General features: G+C 47.2%; 24 protein-coding genes. 7 read left to right on the top strand and 17 right to left on the bottom strand.

Annotated features, from left to right (window positions below):
- Positions 1 to 13 precede the first annotated feature (13 nt).
- Entirely contained in the window at positions 14 to 1,405 is a 1,392-nt protein-coding gene (dbpA, locus tag ACN0UN_RS02280; protein WP_417658537.1) for an ATP-dependent RNA helicase DbpA, read from the bottom strand.
- Positions 1,406 to 1,649: 244 nt separating this feature from the next.
- Here dbpA and ACN0UN_RS02275 point away from each other — a divergent pair, with 244 nt between their 5' ends.
- The 4 genes from ACN0UN_RS02275 (at position 1,650) to ACN0UN_RS02260 (ending at position 6,080) form a co-directional block, all read left to right on the top strand.
- Complete coding sequence (locus ACN0UN_RS02275) at positions 1,650 to 3,494, top strand: hypothetical protein (RefSeq protein ID WP_417658536.1); 1,845 nt, start codon at positions 1,650 to 1,652, stop codon at positions 3,492 to 3,494.
- Between the two features lie 32 nt (positions 3,495 to 3,526).
- Positions 3,527 to 3,991, top strand: a complete 465-nt coding sequence (locus tag ACN0UN_RS02270) for a GNAT family N-acetyltransferase (protein ID WP_417658535.1) — start codon at positions 3,527 to 3,529, stop codon at positions 3,989 to 3,991.
- Positions 3,992 to 4,119: 128 nt separating this feature from the next.
- Positions 4,120 to 4,722, top strand: a complete 603-nt coding sequence (locus ACN0UN_RS02265) for a DUF1294 domain-containing protein (RefSeq protein ID WP_417658534.1) — start codon at positions 4,120 to 4,122, stop codon at positions 4,720 to 4,722.
- Positions 4,723 to 4,808: 86 nt separating this feature from the next.
- Positions 4,809 to 6,080 carry a DEAD/DEAH box helicase gene (locus ACN0UN_RS02260; protein WP_417658533.1) on the top strand — a complete coding sequence of 424 codons (1,272 nt, stop codon included), beginning with the start codon at positions 4,809 to 4,811 and terminating at the stop codon, positions 6,078 to 6,080.
- 60 nt (positions 6,081 to 6,140) lie between these two features.
- Here the strand turns inward: ACN0UN_RS02260 and ACN0UN_RS02255 are convergent, their stop codons facing one another.
- Both ACN0UN_RS02255 and ACN0UN_RS02250 read right to left on the bottom strand, forming a co-directional pair.
- Positions 6,141 to 6,392 carry a hypothetical protein gene (locus tag ACN0UN_RS02255; protein WP_417658532.1) on the bottom strand — a complete coding sequence of 84 codons (252 nt, stop codon included), beginning with the start codon at positions 6,390 to 6,392 and terminating at the stop codon, positions 6,141 to 6,143.
- 481 nt (positions 6,393 to 6,873) lie between these two features.
- Positions 6,874 to 7,080: a hypothetical protein gene (locus tag ACN0UN_RS02250; protein WP_339880379.1), complete on the bottom strand. Its 207-nt coding sequence runs from the start codon at positions 7,078 to 7,080 to the stop codon at positions 6,874 to 6,876.
- Between the two features lie 362 nt (positions 7,081 to 7,442).
- On the opposite strand from ACN0UN_RS02250, the gene ACN0UN_RS02245 reads away from it, so the two are divergent.
- The 3 genes from ACN0UN_RS02245 (at position 7,443) to ACN0UN_RS02235 (ending at position 9,396) form a co-directional block, all read left to right on the top strand.
- Positions 7,443 to 8,036 carry an HAD family hydrolase gene (locus ACN0UN_RS02245; RefSeq protein ID WP_417658531.1) on the top strand — a complete coding sequence of 198 codons (594 nt, stop codon included), beginning with the start codon at positions 7,443 to 7,445 and terminating at the stop codon, positions 8,034 to 8,036.
- A gap of 402 nt (positions 8,037 to 8,438) precedes the next feature.
- Positions 8,439 to 8,711 (top strand): hypothetical protein, encoded by a 273-nt coding sequence (locus tag ACN0UN_RS02240; protein ID WP_417658530.1) that lies wholly within the window; start codon positions 8,439 to 8,441, stop codon positions 8,709 to 8,711.
- A 202-nt stretch (positions 8,712 to 8,913) separates the two neighbouring features.
- The gene (locus ACN0UN_RS02235) at positions 8,914 to 9,396 is read left to right on the top strand and encodes a hypothetical protein (RefSeq protein ID WP_417658529.1); all 483 of its coding nucleotides are present in this window, start codon (positions 8,914 to 8,916) and stop codon (positions 9,394 to 9,396) included.
- Positions 9,397 to 9,855: 459 nt separating this feature from the next.
- Here the strand turns inward: ACN0UN_RS02235 and ACN0UN_RS02230 are convergent, their stop codons facing one another.
- The 14 genes from ACN0UN_RS02230 to rsxA all read right to left on the bottom strand — a co-directional run bounded on the left by ACN0UN_RS02230 (position 9,856) and on the right by rsxA (position 20,283).
- Positions 9,856 to 10,209, bottom strand: coding sequence for a VOC family protein (locus ACN0UN_RS02230; RefSeq protein WP_417658528.1), 354 nt, complete (start codon positions 10,207 to 10,209; stop codon positions 9,856 to 9,858).
- A complete protein-coding gene (locus ACN0UN_RS02225) occupies positions 10,209 to 11,468 on the bottom strand; it encodes a hypothetical protein (RefSeq protein WP_417658527.1) in 1,260 nt (419 codons plus the stop codon). The genes ACN0UN_RS02230 and ACN0UN_RS02225 overlap by 1 nt, the downstream gene beginning before the upstream one ends.
- Before the next feature lie 60 nt (positions 11,469 to 11,528).
- Positions 11,529 to 11,924, bottom strand: coding sequence for an HNH endonuclease (locus ACN0UN_RS02220; protein ID WP_417658526.1), 396 nt, complete (start codon positions 11,922 to 11,924; stop codon positions 11,529 to 11,531).
- Between the two features lie 178 nt (positions 11,925 to 12,102).
- Positions 12,103 to 12,699: a DUF2238 domain-containing protein gene (locus ACN0UN_RS02215; protein ID WP_417658525.1), complete on the bottom strand. Its 597-nt coding sequence runs from the start codon at positions 12,697 to 12,699 to the stop codon at positions 12,103 to 12,105.
- 24 nt (positions 12,700 to 12,723) lie between these two features.
- Positions 12,724 to 13,419 carry a hypothetical protein gene (locus ACN0UN_RS02210; RefSeq protein ID WP_417658524.1) on the bottom strand — a complete coding sequence of 232 codons (696 nt, stop codon included), beginning with the start codon at positions 13,417 to 13,419 and terminating at the stop codon, positions 12,724 to 12,726.
- 20 nt (positions 13,420 to 13,439) lie between these two features.
- Entirely contained in the window at positions 13,440 to 14,078 is a 639-nt protein-coding gene (rnt, locus tag ACN0UN_RS02205) for a ribonuclease T (protein ID WP_417658523.1), read from the bottom strand.
- A complete protein-coding gene (gene gloA / locus ACN0UN_RS02200) occupies positions 14,075 to 14,479 on the bottom strand; it encodes a lactoylglutathione lyase (protein ID WP_417658522.1) in 405 nt (134 codons plus the stop codon). The genes rnt and gloA overlap by 4 nt, the downstream gene beginning before the upstream one ends.
- Before the next feature lie 9 nt (positions 14,480 to 14,488).
- Positions 14,489 to 15,127: an endonuclease III gene (gene nth, locus ACN0UN_RS02195; protein ID WP_417658521.1), complete on the bottom strand. Its 639-nt coding sequence runs from the start codon at positions 15,125 to 15,127 to the stop codon at positions 14,489 to 14,491.
- Positions 15,128 to 15,141: 14 nt separating this feature from the next.
- On the bottom strand, positions 15,142 to 15,831 hold the full coding sequence (locus tag ACN0UN_RS02190) for an electron transport complex subunit E (protein ID WP_339880245.1): 690 nt from the start codon (positions 15,829 to 15,831) through the stop codon (positions 15,142 to 15,144).
- Positions 15,832 to 15,835: 4 nt separating this feature from the next.
- Entirely contained in the window at positions 15,836 to 16,489 is a 654-nt protein-coding gene (rsxG, locus tag ACN0UN_RS02185; RefSeq protein WP_417658520.1) for an electron transport complex subunit RsxG, read from the bottom strand.
- A complete protein-coding gene (rsxD, locus tag ACN0UN_RS02180; protein WP_417658519.1) occupies positions 16,486 to 17,544 on the bottom strand; it encodes an electron transport complex subunit RsxD in 1,059 nt (352 codons plus the stop codon). Before rsxD ends, rsxG begins: the two co-directional genes overlap by 4 nt.
- Positions 17,541 to 19,139 carry an electron transport complex subunit RsxC gene (gene rsxC / locus ACN0UN_RS02175; protein ID WP_417658518.1) on the bottom strand — a complete coding sequence of 533 codons (1,599 nt, stop codon included), beginning with the start codon at positions 19,137 to 19,139 and terminating at the stop codon, positions 17,541 to 17,543. The genes rsxD and rsxC overlap by 4 nt, the downstream gene beginning before the upstream one ends.
- Positions 19,139 to 19,702 (bottom strand): electron transport complex subunit RsxB, encoded by a 564-nt coding sequence (gene rsxB, locus ACN0UN_RS02170; protein WP_128351745.1) that lies wholly within the window; start codon positions 19,700 to 19,702, stop codon positions 19,139 to 19,141. Before rsxB ends, rsxC begins: the two co-directional genes overlap by 1 nt.
- On the bottom strand, positions 19,699 to 20,283 hold the full coding sequence (gene rsxA, locus ACN0UN_RS02165; protein WP_128351744.1) for an electron transport complex subunit RsxA: 585 nt from the start codon (positions 20,281 to 20,283) through the stop codon (positions 19,699 to 19,701). Before rsxA ends, rsxB begins: the two co-directional genes overlap by 4 nt.
- Between the last annotated feature and the right edge of the window lie 83 nt (positions 20,284 to 20,366).

The following is a 20,366-nucleotide window of genomic DNA, read 5'->3' as shown; positions in this document are numbered from 1 at the left end:
TGCCCCTCGCTTGTTACAAAGCACGAGCGCGAAAGCGCTTGCCTTTGATTTTATCGTTGTTGATGAGTGATAAAGCGTGCTTTGCTGCGGCGGTTTTAACGGCCACAAATGCCCAATTTGCTTGAACCTTGATCTTCCCAATGTCGGCCATGGTTAATTTGTTGTCGCGGGTAAGGGCGCCAACGATATCGCCTGGGCGTAACTTATCTTTTTTGCCGCCGCTTAATTGCAGCGTAACCAATTCAGATTGCAGTGGCTTGCGGTCTGCAGCGGGGTGCGGAAGCGGCTGCAAACGAATCAGATCGTCGAAGCTGTCTTCTAACAAGCGCATTTTATAATCGTCGTGCGCGCCGATTAAAGTCACCGCAAGGCCTTCAGCACCGGCGCGACCGGTACGCCCAATGCGGTGCGTGTGAGTGTCTAAGTCATGCGCCATGTTCACGCTGATCACCAAATCCAATTCGGCAATATCGAGGCCGCGCGCAGCAACGTCGGTTGCGACCAGAACGCGGGCGCTGCCATTACTAAATTGCACCATGGTTTGGTCGCGGTCTTTTTGCTCTAAATCGCCATGCAAGGCAAGCGCACTAAACCCTTTCGCTTGTAACTTATCGGCAATGCTCTGGGCTTCAGCTTTGGTATTACAAAACACCATGCAGTTGCTGGGCTGTTGGTCCAGCAAAATCTGTTGCACTGCCTGCGCTGCAGATGTATCGCCAAGATCATAAAAGCGTTGCGTGATTTTAGGCTCAGCCTGTGCCGACGCCACCTTGATATTGCTGGCGTCTTTGGTGATGCGCTGCGTGAGCTGGGCAATACTTTTCGGGTACGTTGCACTGAATAATAAGCTTTGGCGGGTTGCCGGTGTTTTCGTCACAATGGCGTTTAGATCGTCTTGAAAGCCCATTTCTAACATCCGATCGGCTTCATCTAAAACCAGTGTATGCAACTTTGAAAAATCGATGCGTGACTGACTCAAATGATCAAGAATCCGACCCGGCGTGCCCACCAGTACATGTGCGCCATGCTCTAACGATGCCACTTGCGCCCGCGCAGGAACCCCGCCGCAAAGCGTGAGCACCTTGACGTTAGCCATGGCCTTGGCCAGCCCACGAATTGCCTCGGCGACCTGCTCAGCAAGCTCACGGGTAGGGCATAGCACGAGCGCTTGCGGCGCAAAATGGCTTAAATCCAGCTTCGAGAGAATACCAAGTGCAAAGGCAGCCGTTTTACCTGAACCGGTTTCCGCTTGAACCACCACATCTTCGCCGCGCAATATAACCGGCAAGCTGAGCGCTTGTACCGGTGTCATTTGCTGAAATCCAGCCTCTTGCAAGCTGCTTAACAAAGCGTCAGAAAGCTTGAGTTCAGTAAAATGGCGTAAAGCGGGTGTTGGTTCAGACATGTTTATAGGTCACTTTTAGGAGTAATTATCAGGAATATTAAGGACTTCAAAAATTAGTCCTGATTATAGCAGAGTTTTGGTGATTACTTTTACAAGCCTGTGGTGGTTTTATAGATTCGCAAATTGAAGTTGATGGAAGCCATGTAAGCCGCTATCTCATTGATTTGTAGGCATGCTTGCATTTCAGATTCCATGGAGTATTGTGTTTGTATAAAAAATAATCAATCCATGGAGTGGTAATAAATTGAAACTATCCAACGTTCTCTCATCTGTTAATCAAATCGAAAAATCCAAGTTCGTTAATTTCCTAGATCGTGTTTGTTCTGAAGCCAGTCACACGGATAAAGAACTAGCTCGACGTATTCGAAATATTGATGGGCAAATTAAAGATGCTTCGAGTGGTGAAGTTACATTGCTATTTAAATTAGCTTTGCCGTTGCTGACCAAGGAGGTTAAGCGTCTATTAGCATTGAGCGGAGCACAAGCTTCGTTATTGGTAAATATTTTAAGTCGCGATGGAAATTGTGTCGCTCAAGTTTCATGGATAGAACGTCTGTATACCAAGGAATGGAAAGCTATTAATGAACATTCGAAGTCGGTAAAGGAATTGATTGAGCAAGGTTCAGAGCCCGGAGTGTTCGATGAAAATAGAAGGCTTGGTATTTATTATTCGTGCGTAAAAGAGGCTTTTCAAAATGATGAGCTGAACAATCGAGAAGCTAAAATAACCGATGAAGAACGCGGTATTTTGAATGTTCTAGCCAATCAGCTTGATGTGACCGCCGAGGATAAAGTCGCGATTGAACACTTGGTTGATCCAATCGATAAAGTTGGTGTTCAAGAGTGTTTAAATCAACTCAGAGAAATCGGCTTACTGTTTATTAGCAAGAAAGAGCAAACGGTATATGTACCGGACGAAATCGTTTCAATGCTGTACCGCATTCAAGGAAAGCAAATTGCGGATAAACACCTTTTAAGAATACTTCGAACGCTTGCTGATGCGGAGCTATCGAACATTCTAAAAGCGCACGACAAGAAAATTCGTGGTGTGGAGAGAACACAAAAAATTGAATCGATAGCGAAGATGGGGTTGTCAGCCACACAAATATTAGCGCACGATCTTCACGGCGAAAAAGTCTTAGTTAACGTTAAGAAAGAGCGCTTGAAGCAATTAATTGATGACTTGCAATTGAAGCTCGACAAGCTTGGAACCACCCTAGAAGAACGATGTGAGCTTATCCTTGAGGCGCTTAACACATCTGCAGATAGAGAGTTTAACGTTCTTTCAGCGGCTGGATATAAAGCGTTATTTGAAACCATTACAGAATGCATGCCAAAGATTGTTAAAACCCTTCGTGATGAATTTGAGCTTGAAGATAATATTGAGCTTGATGTAGAGCGCTTGCGAGCACTCTCAATCACCCCTTACGACATTCTTTATACGCTCACAAATGACGAAGTTAAGTCATTGAAAGTTGCAATGGAGATTACGCGAAGAGGGGATGCGCGCCAGGTAATTGTCGAAGCCTTTGCAAACGCAACCGACAAGCTTATTGAGAATTATGAAGCGCTAGCTCGTCGTGATTTAGCTGCGTTAAAACAGAAAAATATAGAAATCGCTGAGGCAGATATCGGAGTTAAGTTCGAAGAAGTAACCAAAGCCATATTTGAAGAATTAGGTTTTGAGGTCGACGAAGACTTAAGACGGCAGATTAATACTGCAAAGGATAAAGCGGATATTTTAATTTCTTTGAGTGATGATGATGTCATTATTGGTGAAGCAAAAACTTGTAAAAACGGTGATTTTGCCAAATATTCAACGACTTCCCGACAAATTAAGGCCTATGTTAATCGTTGCGAATCTGCGGGCAAAAGAGTGTCGCAGGTTTTGATAATCGCACCGACATTTTCGTCAGACTTTGTAGAATCAGCAGAGCTAGATACCGAAGTAAATATCTCGTTACTGGAAGCGGCCGGTCTGAAGAAAATACTGGAAGCCTATAAATCTCGCCGTAATCCAAATTTTTCAGCCAAACTATTAACTAAAGGTGGGTTGCTTAAAGCTGACTTAATTGCGAAACGCATTTAGTATCTCAATGTTAGTCCGATGGGGAGATCTTGGTGCTCACTATACGAAAATTTCAGAACGGCGATGAACTCGCGTTGCGAGAAATCTTCTTTAATACAATCAGGAACATCAATATTAAAGATTACTCAGAAGCTCAAGTTCAAGCTTGGGCTCCTGAGAGCTATGACGCATCCGCGTGGCATGAACGTATTAGCGCTATGAATCCTTTTGTGGCGCTTTTAGACGACGTTATTGTTGGTTACGCGGACATTCAAGATGATGGCTATATCGACCATTTTTATTGCCATTGGAATTATCAAGGTATGGGCGTTGGTACAAGCCTGATGAGGGAAATACTGGCGACCGGGAAATCAAAAGGAATCGAACGACTGTATTCACATGTAAGCATTACCGCTAAACCATTTTTTGAACGTATGGGCTTTACCGTTGTTAAGACCCAGCAAGTTAACGTTCGTGGCCAGCTGCTAACAAATCATGTGATGGAAAGGCGAGTTTAGAGAATTTATTAAACATCGGTAACGCAAGAACACTGTAAAGCTGAGCATCATCGTCGATTTTTATGAAACTGAATTGTATTATTCAATTTGCTTCATAACAAAATGTCGAACTATAGGGACATAAAGGCATGCGACTAAATGGCGTTTTGATTAAATGGAATGTTGATAAAGGCTATGGGTTTGTTCAACTAGCAAGCTCGAACCAACAAATGTTTGCGCATATATCTGAATTCGAGAATAGGCGCCGCACGCCCAAAGTTGGCGATGAGGTGAGTTTTAACCTGCAAAAACAATCCGATGGTAAGTTTCGCGCAATCGATGTTGCATACGTTCGTGAGACGATGGATTGGTTTTTATTGCCGATTATCGTGATTGCAATGGGCTATATTGCTGCTGTTGGCTATGCGAGTCTCGAAACCCAATTGCCAGTACAGATATCCTGGACTTTCGCTCTGTTAAGCGCCATCACGTATTTATTTTATGCTGTTGATAAACGTGCCGCACAGAAAAGCAAGCAACGCACACCCGAAAACGTTTTGCATTGGCTTTCAGTTCTTGGTGGCTGGCCAGGTGCACTTATTGCACAGCAGCAATTCCGTCACAAAACACGTAAAACTTCGTTTCGAGTGGTGTTTTATCTAACGGTTACAGTTAACGTTGCTGCAGTCAGCTATCTTGCGCTAGACGGTCATGAGTTCTGGCAGTGGACCGAGCGCTTTGACAGCTTCTAGCGTGCCAAAAGTGAAATAAAATGCGGTATGCGTCGCTCTAGGGTAGAATGCACGTTCTTATCACTATTTGAGTTGCACATTTATACATGACTTTTTCTGAACTCGGACTTTGCCCTGAAATTTTAGCCGCCCTGACACGCCAAGGTTATACCGAACCAACACCTATTCAAGAACAAGCAATTCCAGCGGTACTTGCTGGTAACGACGTGATGGCCGCCGCGCAAACGGGCACCGGTAAAACTGCAGGCTTTGCTTTACCGATTCTAGAAATGCTCAAAGGCAACGAACGTGCCAAGCCCAACACAGCACGCGTACTTATTCTGACACCTACGCGTGAATTAGCCGCGCAGGTTGCTGAAAGCGTTGCGACATACGGTACCGATTTACCGTTAAACTACGCGGTCGTTTTTGGTGGCGTGAAAATCAATCCGCAGATGATGAAGCTGCGCAAGGGCGTTGATATTCTAATCGCCACGCCAGGGCGCTTGCTGGACCTTTACCAGCAGAACGCCATTCGTTTCCCGAAACTGGAAATACTGGTGCTGGATGAAGCTGATCGTATGCTTGATATGGGCTTCATTCACGATATTAAGAAAATTATCAAAGTATTACCGGCGAAGCGCCAAACGTTGATGTTCTCAGCGACGTTCTCTAGTGAAATTCGTACGCTTGCGAAAGGCTTGGTGAACAACCCGGTAGAAATCTCCGTGGCGCCACCAAATTCAACGGCAGAGCGCATTGAGCAAACCATGTATGCGGCGCAGAAAAGCCAAAAGCCGCGCATGCTCATGCAAATACTTCGTAACCTAAATTTACCGCAAGTGATTGTGTTCTCGCGCACCAAGCACGGCGCGAACAAGCTTGTTAAGCAGCTTGATGCGGATGGTTTCTTGGCCATGGCCATTCACGGTAATAAAAGCCAAGGTGCTCGCACCAAAGCGTTGGCCGAGTTCAAAGCGGGTAAGGTGCAGGTGCTTGTAGCGACTGATATTGCCGCGCGAGGCCTCGACATTGAAAAGCTGCCGTACGTTATCAACTACGATTTACCGCAAGTTGCTGAAGACTACGTGCACCGCATTGGCCGTACAGGCCGTGCAGGCCAAGTTGGCCATGCAATTTCTTTGGTCATGGACGAAGAGTTCAGAACGCTTAAAGCCATTGAAAAGCTGATAGGCCAGCCTATTGAACGCCATAAATTGGAAGGTTTTGCAGACGTTGTACTTAACGGCAGAACACCTGCACCTGCGCAAGGGCAGCGCCAACCGCGCCAGCCACGTCGTCAAGGAAGCTCTCAGGGCCGTGGTGCTGCAAAACCTGCTGGTGGCAATAAGCGCCGCAGCGGTCGGGGTGATTCGTAACCTCAGCTTGAAATAACGCGGCAGTGCCCGAATGCAGTTATGTGTCGAGCATTTGTCGCGTTAATTGTCTGATAGCCCCATATCTATATGAGCCACAATATAACCATATTCTTTCTTTGAAAGATTCCCACTTTCGTATTCATTTTTAGCAAGTTCATGATCCCAAGACATACCAGAGGGCGCTTGAGGAATAGTCGTATCAAGTTCGAGTAGATACTCTTGCTCTGGTTCAAGGCTGTGGCCTTTTTCGACTGCACTTTTGGCGCAATGGCTTAAAGCATACTCAACGGCGAATTTATCTACGCTTGGCATGCCCACAAATTCCACATTGCAGCCCAAAACACGATTGCCTGAACTGTTCTTGTAATAGAGCTTTCCAGTTGTGCACGCCGACAGCATTAGAATTGAAATGATAAAAACAAAATATTTGTGGTTCAAATTCATTCCTTATTCATCCAACAATTCTTTAGGGCAAGTTGCCTTGTTACAAGGAAACGCCAACCAGCTATAGCAACGTTAGCGCTTCATTCAGAGCGGACTGACTGGCCCCGTACCAGGAACGGACGTTAACGCCTCCCGTGACCAGCTTGCAATTACTGCAATACGAAGCGGGCAGCTGTGAAAGGGACGATAAAGCCGATTGTTATGAATTTATTTCAGCGCCCTCGACGGCAGTCAACTGATCGCTGGAGATCTAATTTTTCCTCGTACCGATACCTTTATTGGCGCTATTTCCGTTAAGAGCTTTAAATAGTAATTAAGGTTCTTGATGTTACACAAGAGCTGTAATTATTTAGTTTGCTGAAGGTAGATCTTTTTTCAATGCGAGAACCATCAAGAAAATCAAACCAATTGGAGGCATTAAAGCGGAGAATAAAGCAAGAATAGACACTAAAAGTGGCGTTTCAGTTTTTCGTTTACCTAAGTAGAATCCTGCAATTGCAAAAATAACCGCTAGAATAATTATTGTTTGCCCAACTAATGTTGCATTTATGTCCATGGGTATTCCTTATCACTCATTAGCGCATTGATGCACTAGAATATTTATTGTTATGAAATTTTTAAATTACCACACCAATTAGAATGAAGTAACCGATTATATGGTAGAGCCTGATACTAGTGAGCACGTTTCCCAGCCGAAAAAATAAAGGCCAGAGTTGTAACTTAGTATTCGGCTGGGTAGAGCAAACCCAACGTCCGTTGTTCGCTCATAGCAGTCCTTGTGATGTAGAACGGTAGTACCAGACTTCCTGAGCGAATCTAGTGAAATTATTGGTACTATATCCATGCAATATAAGTTGTTTTTGGTTGAACTACTTTCGAGAGTTAAAAACTATAATGAACAGGATTACTGGATAAAATATGGACATTGCTTTATTCGATTTTGATGGCACGATCACGCAGTGCGATACTTTTACGCCGTTTGTAAAATCGGTGATACCGCGCAATAGGATGCGTTTAGGGCAAGTTTTTTTAGCGCCGTTAATCATTGGTCATCGATACGGTTTAGTGTCGTCATCTTATGTCCGTCAAAAAGTAATTCGAGTTGGCTTTAAAGGTTTATCAGCCTCGACTCTCGCAGAGTTGGGCCGCCAACACGCTGATTCATTTATACCAAAGGTGATACGCCCTCAAGCGATAGAGCGCCTAAAATGGCATAAAAACCGTGGCGACCGAATACTCATTGTCTCTGCTTCACTTGCGGTTTATCTCGACCCGTGGTGTAAAACAATGGGTTTTGAAGTTTGTGGAGTTAACCTAGAGGAAAAATACGGTCGGCTGACGGGACGCTACGTGGATGGCGATTGTACGGCGAGGAAAAAAGCTGACAGAATCCGAGCTGTAGCCAACCTAGATGAGTATGAGCATGTTTATGCTTATGGGGATACCGTAGAGGATACCGAAATGCTTGATCTAGCTGATACTCGATACTTTAATTGGGAAGAAGTCAGTTAACTTTTATTCGTCATACTTTGCGAATTCAGTCTGCTATGAGCGAGAAGCGGACCTTCTGACTTTCAGCCTGCTCCAGCTAATGACTAGCCGTCTCGTTATTGCTAATTTGGGGTCTCATTAGCGATGCACGGCACATTCACTTTGGTAATATTGCGCGTTTTGTTGTTATGCTGTGCATTTAAGTTGTTTACAGTCAATGACATAACAAAAGTTAAGGATTGGATATTGTACGCTCGATAGAGTATTACTGAGTACGCTAAAATGCCTTTGCTAACTCGGAGTCTTTCAAGGCAGGAATACTAAATTGAAAAGTGAATTAAAAACCCAAAAATCACCGTTCGAAAGAGTTCCGAAGTGCGCACGCACAATATATAAATGTTATGTTTTTAAAAAGGTTTAACGATGGAATTTAGTGACAAAGAACTGGCGGTTATAGCCGGAGCAAAGAAAAAGATTAAGACTGCAACATTCTTCAGAGTTTTGCTAATTGTTGCCATGCTATGCGGTATTACCCTGATGGCAACAGGTGTGGTTGTCGCTGATTTTATCGTTTATTTAGCATTCGGCGCAGTTGTTCTGGCTATCGGACTGCCTCAGTTTGGTACTGGGCCAAAATACGAAGAATTATTAAAAATTCTAGAAAGCAAAGCTAATGCGCAGCATTCAAAAACATAACAAGGTGCGGCATTCGGGACCTGCGGCGCCAATCAATGCATTTTAAAACTCTGTCTTCATCTGGCATTATTTCCATGTGAGCTGCAAAAGGCGCAGCCCCCACCGGGCTCGCTAGCGCTCGCCGTTTAGCAGGGCGTTAATGTCTGCTCCTGGCACAAATCGACCACTGTACAACGCGTTCTAATCCCGAGGAGTTTATTCCATGTTAAGGATTATTTTATTCACTCTTATGCTTTCCCCACTAACTGCATTCGGATGTTCCTGTTTAAGCGAGGCAAAGACCTTTGAAGAAGAAATCAAGGAATATGACGCAATTTTCACAGGTATCGCTCTTGAAACCGATCTGATACCAGGGGATTGGGATACCGCGTTCTACAAAACTAAAATGAAAGTCATTGAAGTTTGGAAAGACAAGGCCGTAACTGACTCCGTTTATATTAAAACAAGAACTGAAAGAGATTCTTGTGGTGAAAAAAAAACAACCATAGGCAATAGATTCATTGTGTTTTCGCACGTAACTAAAGATGGTCTGCACGCAACAGGTGGCTGTTCGACATTTATAGATCTAGACCAATTTGAAACAGATATGGCCTCACTCAGTTCAGAAGAAAAAGCAGTTTGGCAGTCAGTTCTTACTGAAATGTGGGCTGGATTAGGTAAGCCGAAAAAGGTTCATAGCAACTAATTCAATTTAGGAAGAATTGTGTTAATTCGAGCGATAAATAGCCAAAAAAATTTAAAACCTTACTTTTATTCACAGTCAACGAAGGTTGGTGTTGTTGGTTGCGTAGCCGGGTTTGCGGTAGCATATCCATTATTCTTTATCATAATCTCAATGTTTGGAATTGAGCCAGACATACCCCTTCGTAACTATGATGGCGGCACCGTTTTGCTAGTGTTTGCTCTGTGTTTTTTACTTCTTTGCGTATCGCTATACGCATTTTGTGCTTTGTCTGCTTTCATTTTTTTTGGCATTAAGTTTAAACAAGGGCACCTCAGTAAACAGGAGCTGATTAACATCGTATTTAAGGGGATTTACCCGACACGATGGCAGCGTGGTCTTTAAATCGGATGCATAAACAAGCGCATTAGCGGAAGCAAGCCAAAAGCTTGGCCGCCGCTAGTTCCAAGCTAACCCCAGCCATCACGCTATATCCGACCAAACAGCATACTCATTGCCGCTGGGGCAGGTGAAATGGAAGCGTCGGCCGCCGGGGAAGTCAAAAATGGGCTTGATGATTTTGCCGCCAGTTTCTTCAACGCGTGTTTGGCTCGCCTCTAGCGCTTTGCTATAGAGCACCACTAAAGCACTACCGGTAGTTGTTGAGGCAACTAAGTCTGATCTGTAAAACCCACCGTCTAATCCAGCGTTTTCTATAGCCGCGTAATCCGGTCCGTAATCTACAAAGGTCCACCCGAAGGCTTCAGTAAAAAACGCCTTTGTAGCTTCAATATCGCGAGCAGGTAATTCAATATAATTGATTTTTTCGTGTGTCATCAATCAGACTCCTTTAGTGGAAGCGGCACCGTATGTATTACCTTGCCCTGAATATCGGTTACTTTAACCAACCGGCTTGCTTCCGAAATAAAAATCCCGGTTTGCTTATTTGGCTCGGTAACAACTATTCGGTCGGAGGGTACTTCGTCTTCATTACCCACTCGGTAAACTTCAATTGTGCAAGGAAAGTGCTGTTCACACCATTTAATATCGACGGGCGTTAATTCTTGCCCTAAGCTCGCCCATTCGGGGCGATTTAAGCGATATTCCGTGCGCGGCCAGATTACAGTTACATCGTATTTTTTTGGAGCAGGTGACCAATAGGTACCGTCCGGCTCAGCCAGTACAACCGGGTTTTTGAAGTCATGGTTTTCAATTATCCACGTGTAACTTTCGGGCTCGTGCTTCACGTGGCTTCGCTCGGTAAACTCGGTTTGATTGACGGTTAGTGGATCAATCTTTAATGCTTCTTTTAAATAATGAGCGAGCCAGCTGTCTTCGTTTATATGTCTATACCCAACATGAATAAGCATTCTGGCACTGGGGTCGTTATTAAATACTTTTTCACGAAGGTTTTTCACAGCAGTGCGTTCACGAACTTCCGTTCCGGTACCAATATCAGACCCGTAATCATATGAAACGAGCTGGAATCCAAGTTGACGTGCGTAGAGCACTAAATTGGCAAAAAGAGGTTCGTTAGTATAGTAACCGGACTTTTCATAGACATAGTTTTTGGAAAGCTTGTCTTCAGCGTCTTCCGCGAGCGCTTCTAAAGCTAAATATCTAAAACCTTTATCCCATAAACGCTTTAACAATCGATAGGTTAGAACGCGGTGCTGAGTTACATGGTGTGCCTCGTTGATCATCACCACTTGATAACTATCTGCCGCTTGAGAAATCGCTTTAATAGCATCGTGCGTTTCCAAATCTTTTACTGCGGTGTTTAGTTCTTCCGAGTTGCGCTGACGCTGATCAAAGGCGTACAAAGCTTGCTGGTGATTACCCATAAATGAAAAGGCAAAGCCACGTTCTTGTAGCAGTACATCCAACACTGCTTGATTATCTTTGTACTCAACAGACAGCTCTTCTAACGCTTCTATGCGAGCACTCAAAGTTTTTCCATTCGTGGCTTCATAAAACCGACTAAACGCCTTGTTTATCTCCTTCAAATATTCTTCTTTAGATAACTCTTCGGCCGCAAGCGGTGCGGCACCCAACAATGTGAAGATTAATACCACAGCGAAATGCAAACTTTTCATAGATTATCTTCCTTGAATTTTTTATGGTCAGCGTGAACTGAGCATAGCAGCTGTTGATAACTAATTGCTAACATTCTTGTTGTGAGGGCTATTGTGAGAAAAGGTAAGTCGCTCGGCGAATGAATTTGGAAACCACTTATTTTTTGATACGCGCTTGGTGACTAAAGAGCGATAGGCGTCAGGTGCTGGTGGAGCCGTATATTGGTGGCGTTTTTGGTTGCAATATCTGCAAGCTGCAACGATATTCTCTTGACGATTATCTCCGCCATCACATCGTGCGGTGAGATGTTCGGCGGTACACTGCAACCACTTAGCTTGCTTGGGTGTTAGGTTATAGCGTTGAATAAACTGTTGCTTATTTGTCTGATGCCATATTGGAAAATTGCAATAAAAGCATCTGTTTGATTGAATTTCTGCGGATTGTTTACGGTTTTTCTGAATCGTTTTCGAGCACATATGCGGCCCTCCATTGTAAGTTTGGAAAGTCCGCATTAGTCATGAACTAGAGGCGGTGGACGCAGCACTCAGCTAACATCATCACGAGATGCCGCACGGCGTACATCCCAGCTCTTAAAATAGTTCTTTAAATTTAATTTTCAAGGCAATACATAAAAAAGAGAGCAATAAATATAAATCAGGGCTGGCGTCTGTATTTGGAGAACCAGAACAGCACCAGTGCGGCCAAGGCGCCTAATGTGTCAGCTAGCATGTCTTTTTGAGCGTCCCATTCATCGCCTTGCGAGCCAAGAAATTCAATGCCGGCATCGCCGCCTTCAATCACAGCAAACTGCCATTCGATAATTTCGTAGGCTGCGGCAATCGCCATGATAAAAAACAGCCCAAACAGCATGGCAGTAAAAGGGCGCGCCCAGTTTTTTCGCACGAGCAATTCCGCGGCGGCGTAGGCATAAAACCCTACGCTAAAGTGCGCAATTCGGTCGTAATGATTCCGTTCGAAATCAAATAGCTCGGTGATCCATTCAAAAGGAACACGTGCAAAGGTGTAATGTGCGCCAATGGTGTGCATGATGAGTAAAACGCTCATCAGCACATAGCTGGTATTACTGAATTGGAAGTTACGATAGGTGGCAACAACGCCAATAAAAATTGCCAAAATGGGGGTCATTTCAGCCCACCACACGCGCATATCTTTCGGGTCTATAAATGACCACACCATGGTGGCAACAATGATTACAGCAAGTATGTGTGGAATGCGTTGTTGCCAAGCCATGGTTAAGTTCCTTTTTTGTTATTATTAAAGGTGAATCTTCACCAATAAATTTAGGTTACGTTCGTCAATTCCGCTAATGCCGAATTTGTTGTTCCAGTGGGCGTATTCAACACCTACGTATAAGCGGTTGTCGTAGCCGACCATTGGGCCAATGTTGTACTTTAGCTGCGAGGTGAAGTTCATTTCTGCAGCGTGGCCTTCGCTGGCCGATGACCAGTCTAAGAAACCATCGTAATAAAAGTTTTCAGCAAAAGGAATGCCCCAAACTGCGGTCAGCTGGTAGTTACTTTCGTAAAATTCGTTGCTACGGCGGTAGGCATTCAGTTGAATGTAATCGAATCCGGTTACATTTAGGTCAGTTCCGACGCCAACAAGGTAATTATCGAAGCCTTGACCAACTTCCCAGGTGGTGGCCACATAGGCGGCTTTAATCAAGCTGTCTTCGGCAAAGTCGTACACTTTAAAGCGTGGCGAAATCTCTGCATAGGTTTCGGTGAAGCCATTGTCTGAATCAAGACGGTCAACAAACAAGAACGAATCGCCCCAGCTGTAACCCCCGGCATGTTCAAAGGTGAACACTTGACGGTCGGTGTCACCAACTTCGTAGTTGCTGCCGTTTAAGTAGGTTGCGCTAATGTCTTGCCAGAAGATTTCCGCCTGCGCAGTTGCAGAAAATAAAAAGCTGCCAGCAATAGCGGCGTTTAATAAAGTCTTAGTCATTGTCATCTCGTTGTAGTTCGTTATTCGTTATTCAAAGGCCAGCCGCCGAGGGTTTTGTATCTATTCACCATGTAACAAAACAGCTCGGCCGTGCGTTCGGTGTCGTAAATTGCCGAGTGCGCTTGGTTGTTGTCAAACTCAATGCCTGCTGCTTGGCAGGCTTTTATCAACACCGTTTGACCTAAAAACACAGCAGCGAGTGCGGCGGTGTCGAAGGTAACAAACGGGTGAAAGGGGTTGCGCTTCAGGTTAGCCCGTTCGGCGGCAGCCATGACAAAGCCGTGATCAAAGGTGGCGTTGTGGCCCACTAAGATACAGCGTTGGCAGCCGGCGTCTTTTTGCGCCTTACGAATGGGTTTGAACATTTCCTTCAGGGCAGCACCTTCATCAATGGCACCGCGTAACGGCGAATGCGGGTCGATGCCATTAAAGTCAATTGCGGCTTGCTCTATATTGGCGCCCTCAAAGGGCTCAATATGGTAGTGCAGAGTTTCATTTGGCACTAAATCGCCGTCTTCATTAAAACGTAGCGTTACCGCAGCAATTTCAAGCAGGGCGTCAGTTTTTGAGTTAAAACCTGCGGTTTCAACATCAATCACCACTGGCATGTAGCCGCGGAAGCGGTTTTTCATGAGCTCTTGTGCTGTTTCGCTGCTCATAAATCTCCAGGGTTTTTGGCGCTGCGTTCAATCAGCTCAATGGCGTAGCCGTCTGGGTCACGCACAAAGGCGATAATGGTTTTACCGCCTTTTACCGGGCCGGGCTCGCGGTATACGTCAGCACCCGCTTTTTTCAGCACATCACAGGTGGCGTAAATGTCTTCAACGCCAATGGCGATATGCCCAAAGGCGCCGCCGTGTTCGTATTCGCTCACGTCCCAGTTGTAGGTGAGTTCAAGCACCGTATGGTCCGCTTCGTCGCCATAGCCGACAAACGCCAGTGAGTATTTGTATTCTTCGTTATCCGCGGTGCGTAGCAGTTTCATACCCAAGTTTTTGGTATAAAAATCAATTGAACGCTGCATGTCGCCGACGCGCAGCATGGTGTGTAATAAACGCATTAGACGCTCCTAATCATCGGATGTTTTGTCTTTAAATTCGCACAGATCTTCAATAATACAGCTGCCGCACCGTGGTTTGCGTGCAATGCAGGTGTAGCGGCCGTGTAAAATGAACCAGTGGTGCGCATCAACTTTAAATTCTGCTGGAATAACTTTTTCTAAGCGGTCTTCCACGGCACGTACTGTTTTACCGGGGGCAAACTTGGTGCGATTGCTGACCCGGAAAATATGGGTATCAACTGCAATAGTTGGCCAACCGAATGCGGTGTTCAGCACCACGTTCGCTGTTTTACGACCTACGCCGGGTAGGGCTTCTAATGCGGGCCTGTCTTCAGGCACTTCACCATTGTAGTCGCGTACCAGTATTTCGCAGGTTTTGATCACGTTTTCGGCTTTCGCATTGAACAAGCCGATGGTTTTTATGTGGTCTTTTACCCCATCAACACCTAAATCAAGCATGGCTTGTGGGGTAGGTGCTGCCGGGAACAGCTTGCGCGTTGCTTTGTTAACACCGACATCGGTGGCCTGTGCCGATAGCAACACAGCAATTAACAACTCAAAGGTTGAGTTGTATTCCAACTCGGTGGTTGGGTTCGGGTTGTTGGCCCGTAGGCGTTCTAAAATTTCAATGCGTTTTTGTTTGTTCATGGTCTCGTTTTAATTTATTGCGACGTGACGCGCGCACGGGTCACGTGTTTCTCAGGCTTCTCGGCGTGGGCAGCGCGGTAATTGTCTACCCAGTTTTTGCCGGCAATGATAAAGCCCATGACAATAAAGGCACCCGGCGGCAATATGGCCAGCAACAGCGGGTAGTCCACGCTAAACAGTTCAATACGTAAGCTGGCAGCCCAGTCGCCCAGCAGTAGGTTGGCGCCGTCAAATAAAGTACCGTTACCGAGCACTTCGCGAATGCCGCCCAGCAGCACCAGTACCAAGGTAAAACCAATACCCATCATCAAACCATCAAATGCCGAGTGATGCCACGGATTTTTCGAGGCATAAGCCTCGGCGCGGCCAATAATGGCGCAGTTGGTGACAATAAGCGGAATAAAGATACCCAGCGATTGATACAAGCCGTACACGTAGGCGTTCATCAGCAATTGAATCACGGTAACGAAGGTGGCGATAACCATAACGAACACTGGAATACGGATTTCTTTCGGGACAAAATCACGCACTAAACTTACCGTAATGTTCGAACCAACCAACACCAATAAGGTGGCAAGGCCAAGGCCTAAGGCGTTGGTGACGGTGGCGGTAACTGCCAGCAGTGGGCATAGGCCCAACAGTTGCACTAACGCGGGGTTGTTATTCCACAGCCCTTGCCATGTGAGTTCTTTGTAGGTGTTCACAGGGTTACTCATTGTTGCTGCCTCCCGACTGGTCTGCGTGGCAGTTTTCAGGCGCGTTAAACCATTGCTGCTGATTCTTTTCAAATACCAGCGCGGCACGTTTTACCGCTTGCACCACGGCGCGTGGGGTAATGGTGGCGCCGGTAAACTGATCAAACATGCCGCCATCGCGTTTTACCGCCCATCGTTGATCGTCTTCGCCGTTCACACGTTGGCCGTTAAAGCGGGTTATCCAGTCGTTTTTGCGAATTTCAATTTTGTCGCCAAGCCCCGGGGTTTCTTGGTGCTTCAGCGTGCGCACCCCAGCAATGGACGCATCAGCGTTCAGGGCAACCAATAAATGAATGGCACCGCTGTAGCCATTTGGCGCGGTTACTTCAACGGCCGCAGCGGTTGGTTGATTGTTCACATAGGCGCGGTATACGCGGCGCGGTTGTGAGCCTAACTCGCTATTGCTTATTAAGGTACAGCTTTGATACAGGTCATTGTCGTGCAATTCAGGTGGAATAACCTGATTCAGCACACGCAGCAGCTCTTGTTCCTGTTGGCGGGCAATGGGCTCTTTAGTGAGCATAGAAGTCATGACCACCAGCAAGGTCGCGACGATAGCAAAGGCCGCCAGAATCAGGCCATTGCGCTGCATACTTTTGAACATCATGAGCGACCTCCGTGGCCATAGGCAACCGGTTGGGTGTATTTATCAATGACCGGCACGGTCATATTGGCCAGCAATACGGCGAAGGCGACCGCATCGGGGTACCCACCCCAGGTGCGTATCACAAACACGAGGAAACCAATGAATAAACCAAACACCCAGCGGCCTTTATTTGAGGTTGCTGCAGTAACCGGGTCGGTGGCGATGAAAAATGCCCCGAGCATGGTTGCGCCGCTTAGTGCGTGCAGCATTGGGGTAATGGCCTGATCGGGGTTAAACATCCAGTACACGGCGGCTGGCACCAGCAAGCCAACTAACATGCCGCCAGGAATGTGCCAGCTGATAATTTTCTGTTTGATCAAGACTAAGCCACCCAGTAAGAAGGCGATGTTGATCCAGGCCCAACCGACACCGGCTAACCCACCGAAAATAGGCTTGTTGAGTGCCTCGGTTAGGGTGAGTTGGTGATTTAAGTCATTGCGTAAGCTATCCAGCGGGGTTGCCATGGTCACGCCATCAACGCCCATGCGCAGTTGTTCAAGATTGTAGCCGCTGCTGGTAAAGCCGCTAAAAATAAGCTGTGCGGTATCGCTGATGGTTACCTGCAATTGCGCCAATTCATTCGGTACTGGCCAACTGGTCATTTGCACCGGAAACGACACCAGCAGCAATACGTAGCCTGCCATGGCTGGGTTAAACAGGTTTTGTCCAACGCCGCCGTACACGTGTTTCACCACGATAATGGCAAACGCGGTACCAATAACAATAATCCACCACGGGGCCAGCGCCGGAATACTAATTGCCAGCAATACTGCGGTAACAATGGCGGTATGGTCTTGCCATGCATGGCCAATAGGGCGGCCACGCAGGCGCATGGCCAGGCCTTCGGCTACCCATGCGGTAAGTAGCGCAAGCGCCAGTTGTATGTATACGCCTACGCCGAAAAAGTAGGTTTGTAGCAACACGCCCGGTATCAGGGCTACGTACACCCAGCGCATGACTTGCTGCGTGGTACGGCGTTGATGGGCGTGGGGCGAGGCCGCTATTTTAAAGGTCATGCGTCGTCACCTTCGGTTTTTTTGTCGGCCGCTGCTGCGGCTTGTGCTGCTTTACGCGCTTTGGCACGGGCAATGGCTGCTTGCACGGCGTCTTGCGGGTTATCGCCACCTTTTTCAGCAGCTTCGGCTTGCGCTTTTTTGCGGGCTTCAGCGGCTTTACGGTGGCGTTCTAAGCGTTCTTCTTTCTCGCGTTCTAAGCGCTCTTGGCGCGCTTCAAAACGTTCACGTGCCACTTCTGCTTTGGCTTGTTCACGGGCAATATTACGAATCTCTGCTTTGGCTTTGCGGTAGTAGTGCACCAACGGGATTTCGCTTGGGCACACATAGGCACAGGCTCCGCATTCAATGCAGTCAAACAGGTTTTGCTTTTCTAAGCCATCGTAGTCTTTGGCTTTGGCGAGCCATACCATTTGTTGGGGCAGTAGTAGTGCAGGGCATACATCCGCACACGCGCCGCAACGAATGCAGGCCATTTCGTCTTGCGCCGGGGCCAGTTCTTGGCTGCTGGGTACTAAAATACAGTTGGTGATTTTCACCACAGGCACACTGAGGTCTGCCAGCGTGAAGCCCATCATTGGGCCCCCCATGATGACCCGTTGCTCGGGTTCAGGTTTGAAGCCGCACTGTTCCAGCACGTAGTCGACCGGCGTGCCAAGGCGAACCCAATAGTTACCGGGGCGCTCAACATTTTCGCCGGTAACGGTTACTACACGTTCAATGAGTGGTTTACCTTGCACCACGGCTTGCGCGACGGCGTATGCAGTTCCCACGTTTTGCATGACCAAGCCCACATCAATGGGAAGGCCACGGCTTGGCACTTGGCGATCGGTGAGCAACTGAATCAGCTGCTTTTCGCCCCCAGAAGGGTATTTAACCGGCACCACGCGTAGCGCAAGTTTGGGGTGATCGTCCAGCAAGGCTTCAAACGCGCTAATGGCTTCAGGTTTATTGGCTTCAATGGCTATCAGCGCTTTTTGACAACCGGCCAAATGCAGCAGTATTTCGGTGCCGTCTATGATGGTTTGTGCATGTTCACGCATGAGGCGGTCGTCGGCACTAATGTAAGGTTCGCATTCCACGCCATTGATGATCAGGTAATCCAGTGGCCGCTGCAGCGCAAGTTTCTGTGCGGTAGGGAAGCCAGCGCCACCCAAACCAGCGATACCGGCTTGTTTAATGCGCTCCAATAGGTCAGCGCGGCTTACCGCGGTGTAATCAGCAATGGGCGCTAAGGTTATGGCGCTATCGTCACCGTCAGCCGTAATGGTAATGATGGTGTCGGCCAGCCCTGATGGGTGAGCAATAATGCCTTCGCCAATCGCCGTTACGGTGCCTGATGTGGGGGCATGTACGGGCAGGCCGTTGTTCACGCCAACTTGGGTGAGCGCTTGGCCTGCTTTTACCTTATCGCCCACTTGCACGAGCAAGTCGCCGGGGGCGCCAGAGTGCTGTTTAACCGGTACATTATAATGTGGTGCCAAAGGCAACTGACGAATTGCCGATTGGTTGGACAGTTCTTTGCGCTCCGGCGGATGGATACCGCCAGGAAACGTCCAAATGTGGCCTGCTTCTATCGCTTTAGTTGCTGCGGACATTAGTTTGACGACTCCACCACACGTACTGGAATTTGTTGTAAATCCCACTGCCAATTTTCAGGGCGCACAGGCACTGGCACCATGTCGATACAATCAACAGGGCATGGCTCGACGCAGAGGTCACAGCCGGTACATTCATGCGCAATAACGGTGTGCATCTGTTTTGCGGCACCGAGAATGGCATCCACCGGGCAGGCTTGAATGCATTTGGTGCAGCCTATGCATTCGTCTTCACGAATCACCGCTACTTTTTTAACGTCTTCTTGGCCATGTGCTGCGTCAAGTGGTTTGGCTTCAACGCCCATCAGCTCAGACAAGTTCTTTATGGTGGTTTCACCGCCCGGCGGGCATTTGTTGATGTCATCGCCGTTCGCAATGGCTTCAGCGTATGGCCGACAGCCAGGGTAGCCGCATTGACCACATTGCGTTTGCGGCAGCAGGGCGTCTATCTGATCAACGATGGGGTCGCTTTCCACGCGAAACCGTACCGCGGCAAAGCCGAGTATTAAGCCAAATATCAGCGCGAGTACGCCCAATACGCTCAGTGCAGTAATTAACGTCATGCTGTTGTCACCAACCCACTAAAGCCCATAAAGGCTAATGACATGAGGCCGGCAGTGATCATTGCCACTGCGGCGCCTTTAAATGGAATAGGCACATCGGCGGCGGCGAGGCGTTCGCGTAAGGCTGAGAATAAAATCAATACCAGCGAGAAGCCGATGGCTGCGCCGAATCCGTACACAATGGACTCAACGAAATTATGTTGTTCATTAATGTTCAGCAGGGCAACACCGAGAACCGCGCAATTGGTGGTAATTAAGGGCAAGAAAATACCGAGCAAGCGATACAGCGTTGGGCTGGTTTTATGCACCACCATTTCAGTGAATTGCACCACCACGGCGATAACCAGAATAAAGCTCAGCGTTTGCAGCGCCATCAGATCCAGCGGCGCCAAGATATATTGATTAACCAGGTAGCTGGATACGGATGCCAGCGTGAGCACAAAAGTTGTCGCCGCAGACATGCCAATAGCCGTCTCGAGCTTATTCGAAACGCCCATAAACGGGCACAGCCCGAGAAACTTAACCAATACAAAATTGTTGACTAATACCGTTGCCACCAACAGCAGCAAGTAGTCACCCATGGGAATATCCGTCCAATTGCGTTTGATGGGTACTATTATCGAATGTTTAGCGCTTTGAAACAACCGATGAACTGTAGTGTTAT

Source organism: Pseudidiomarina sp. (genome assembly GCF_048267825.1).
GTDB lineage: Bacteria > Pseudomonadota > Gammaproteobacteria > Enterobacterales > Alteromonadaceae > Pseudidiomarina.
This window is presented reverse-complemented; position numbering and strand designations above follow the sequence as displayed.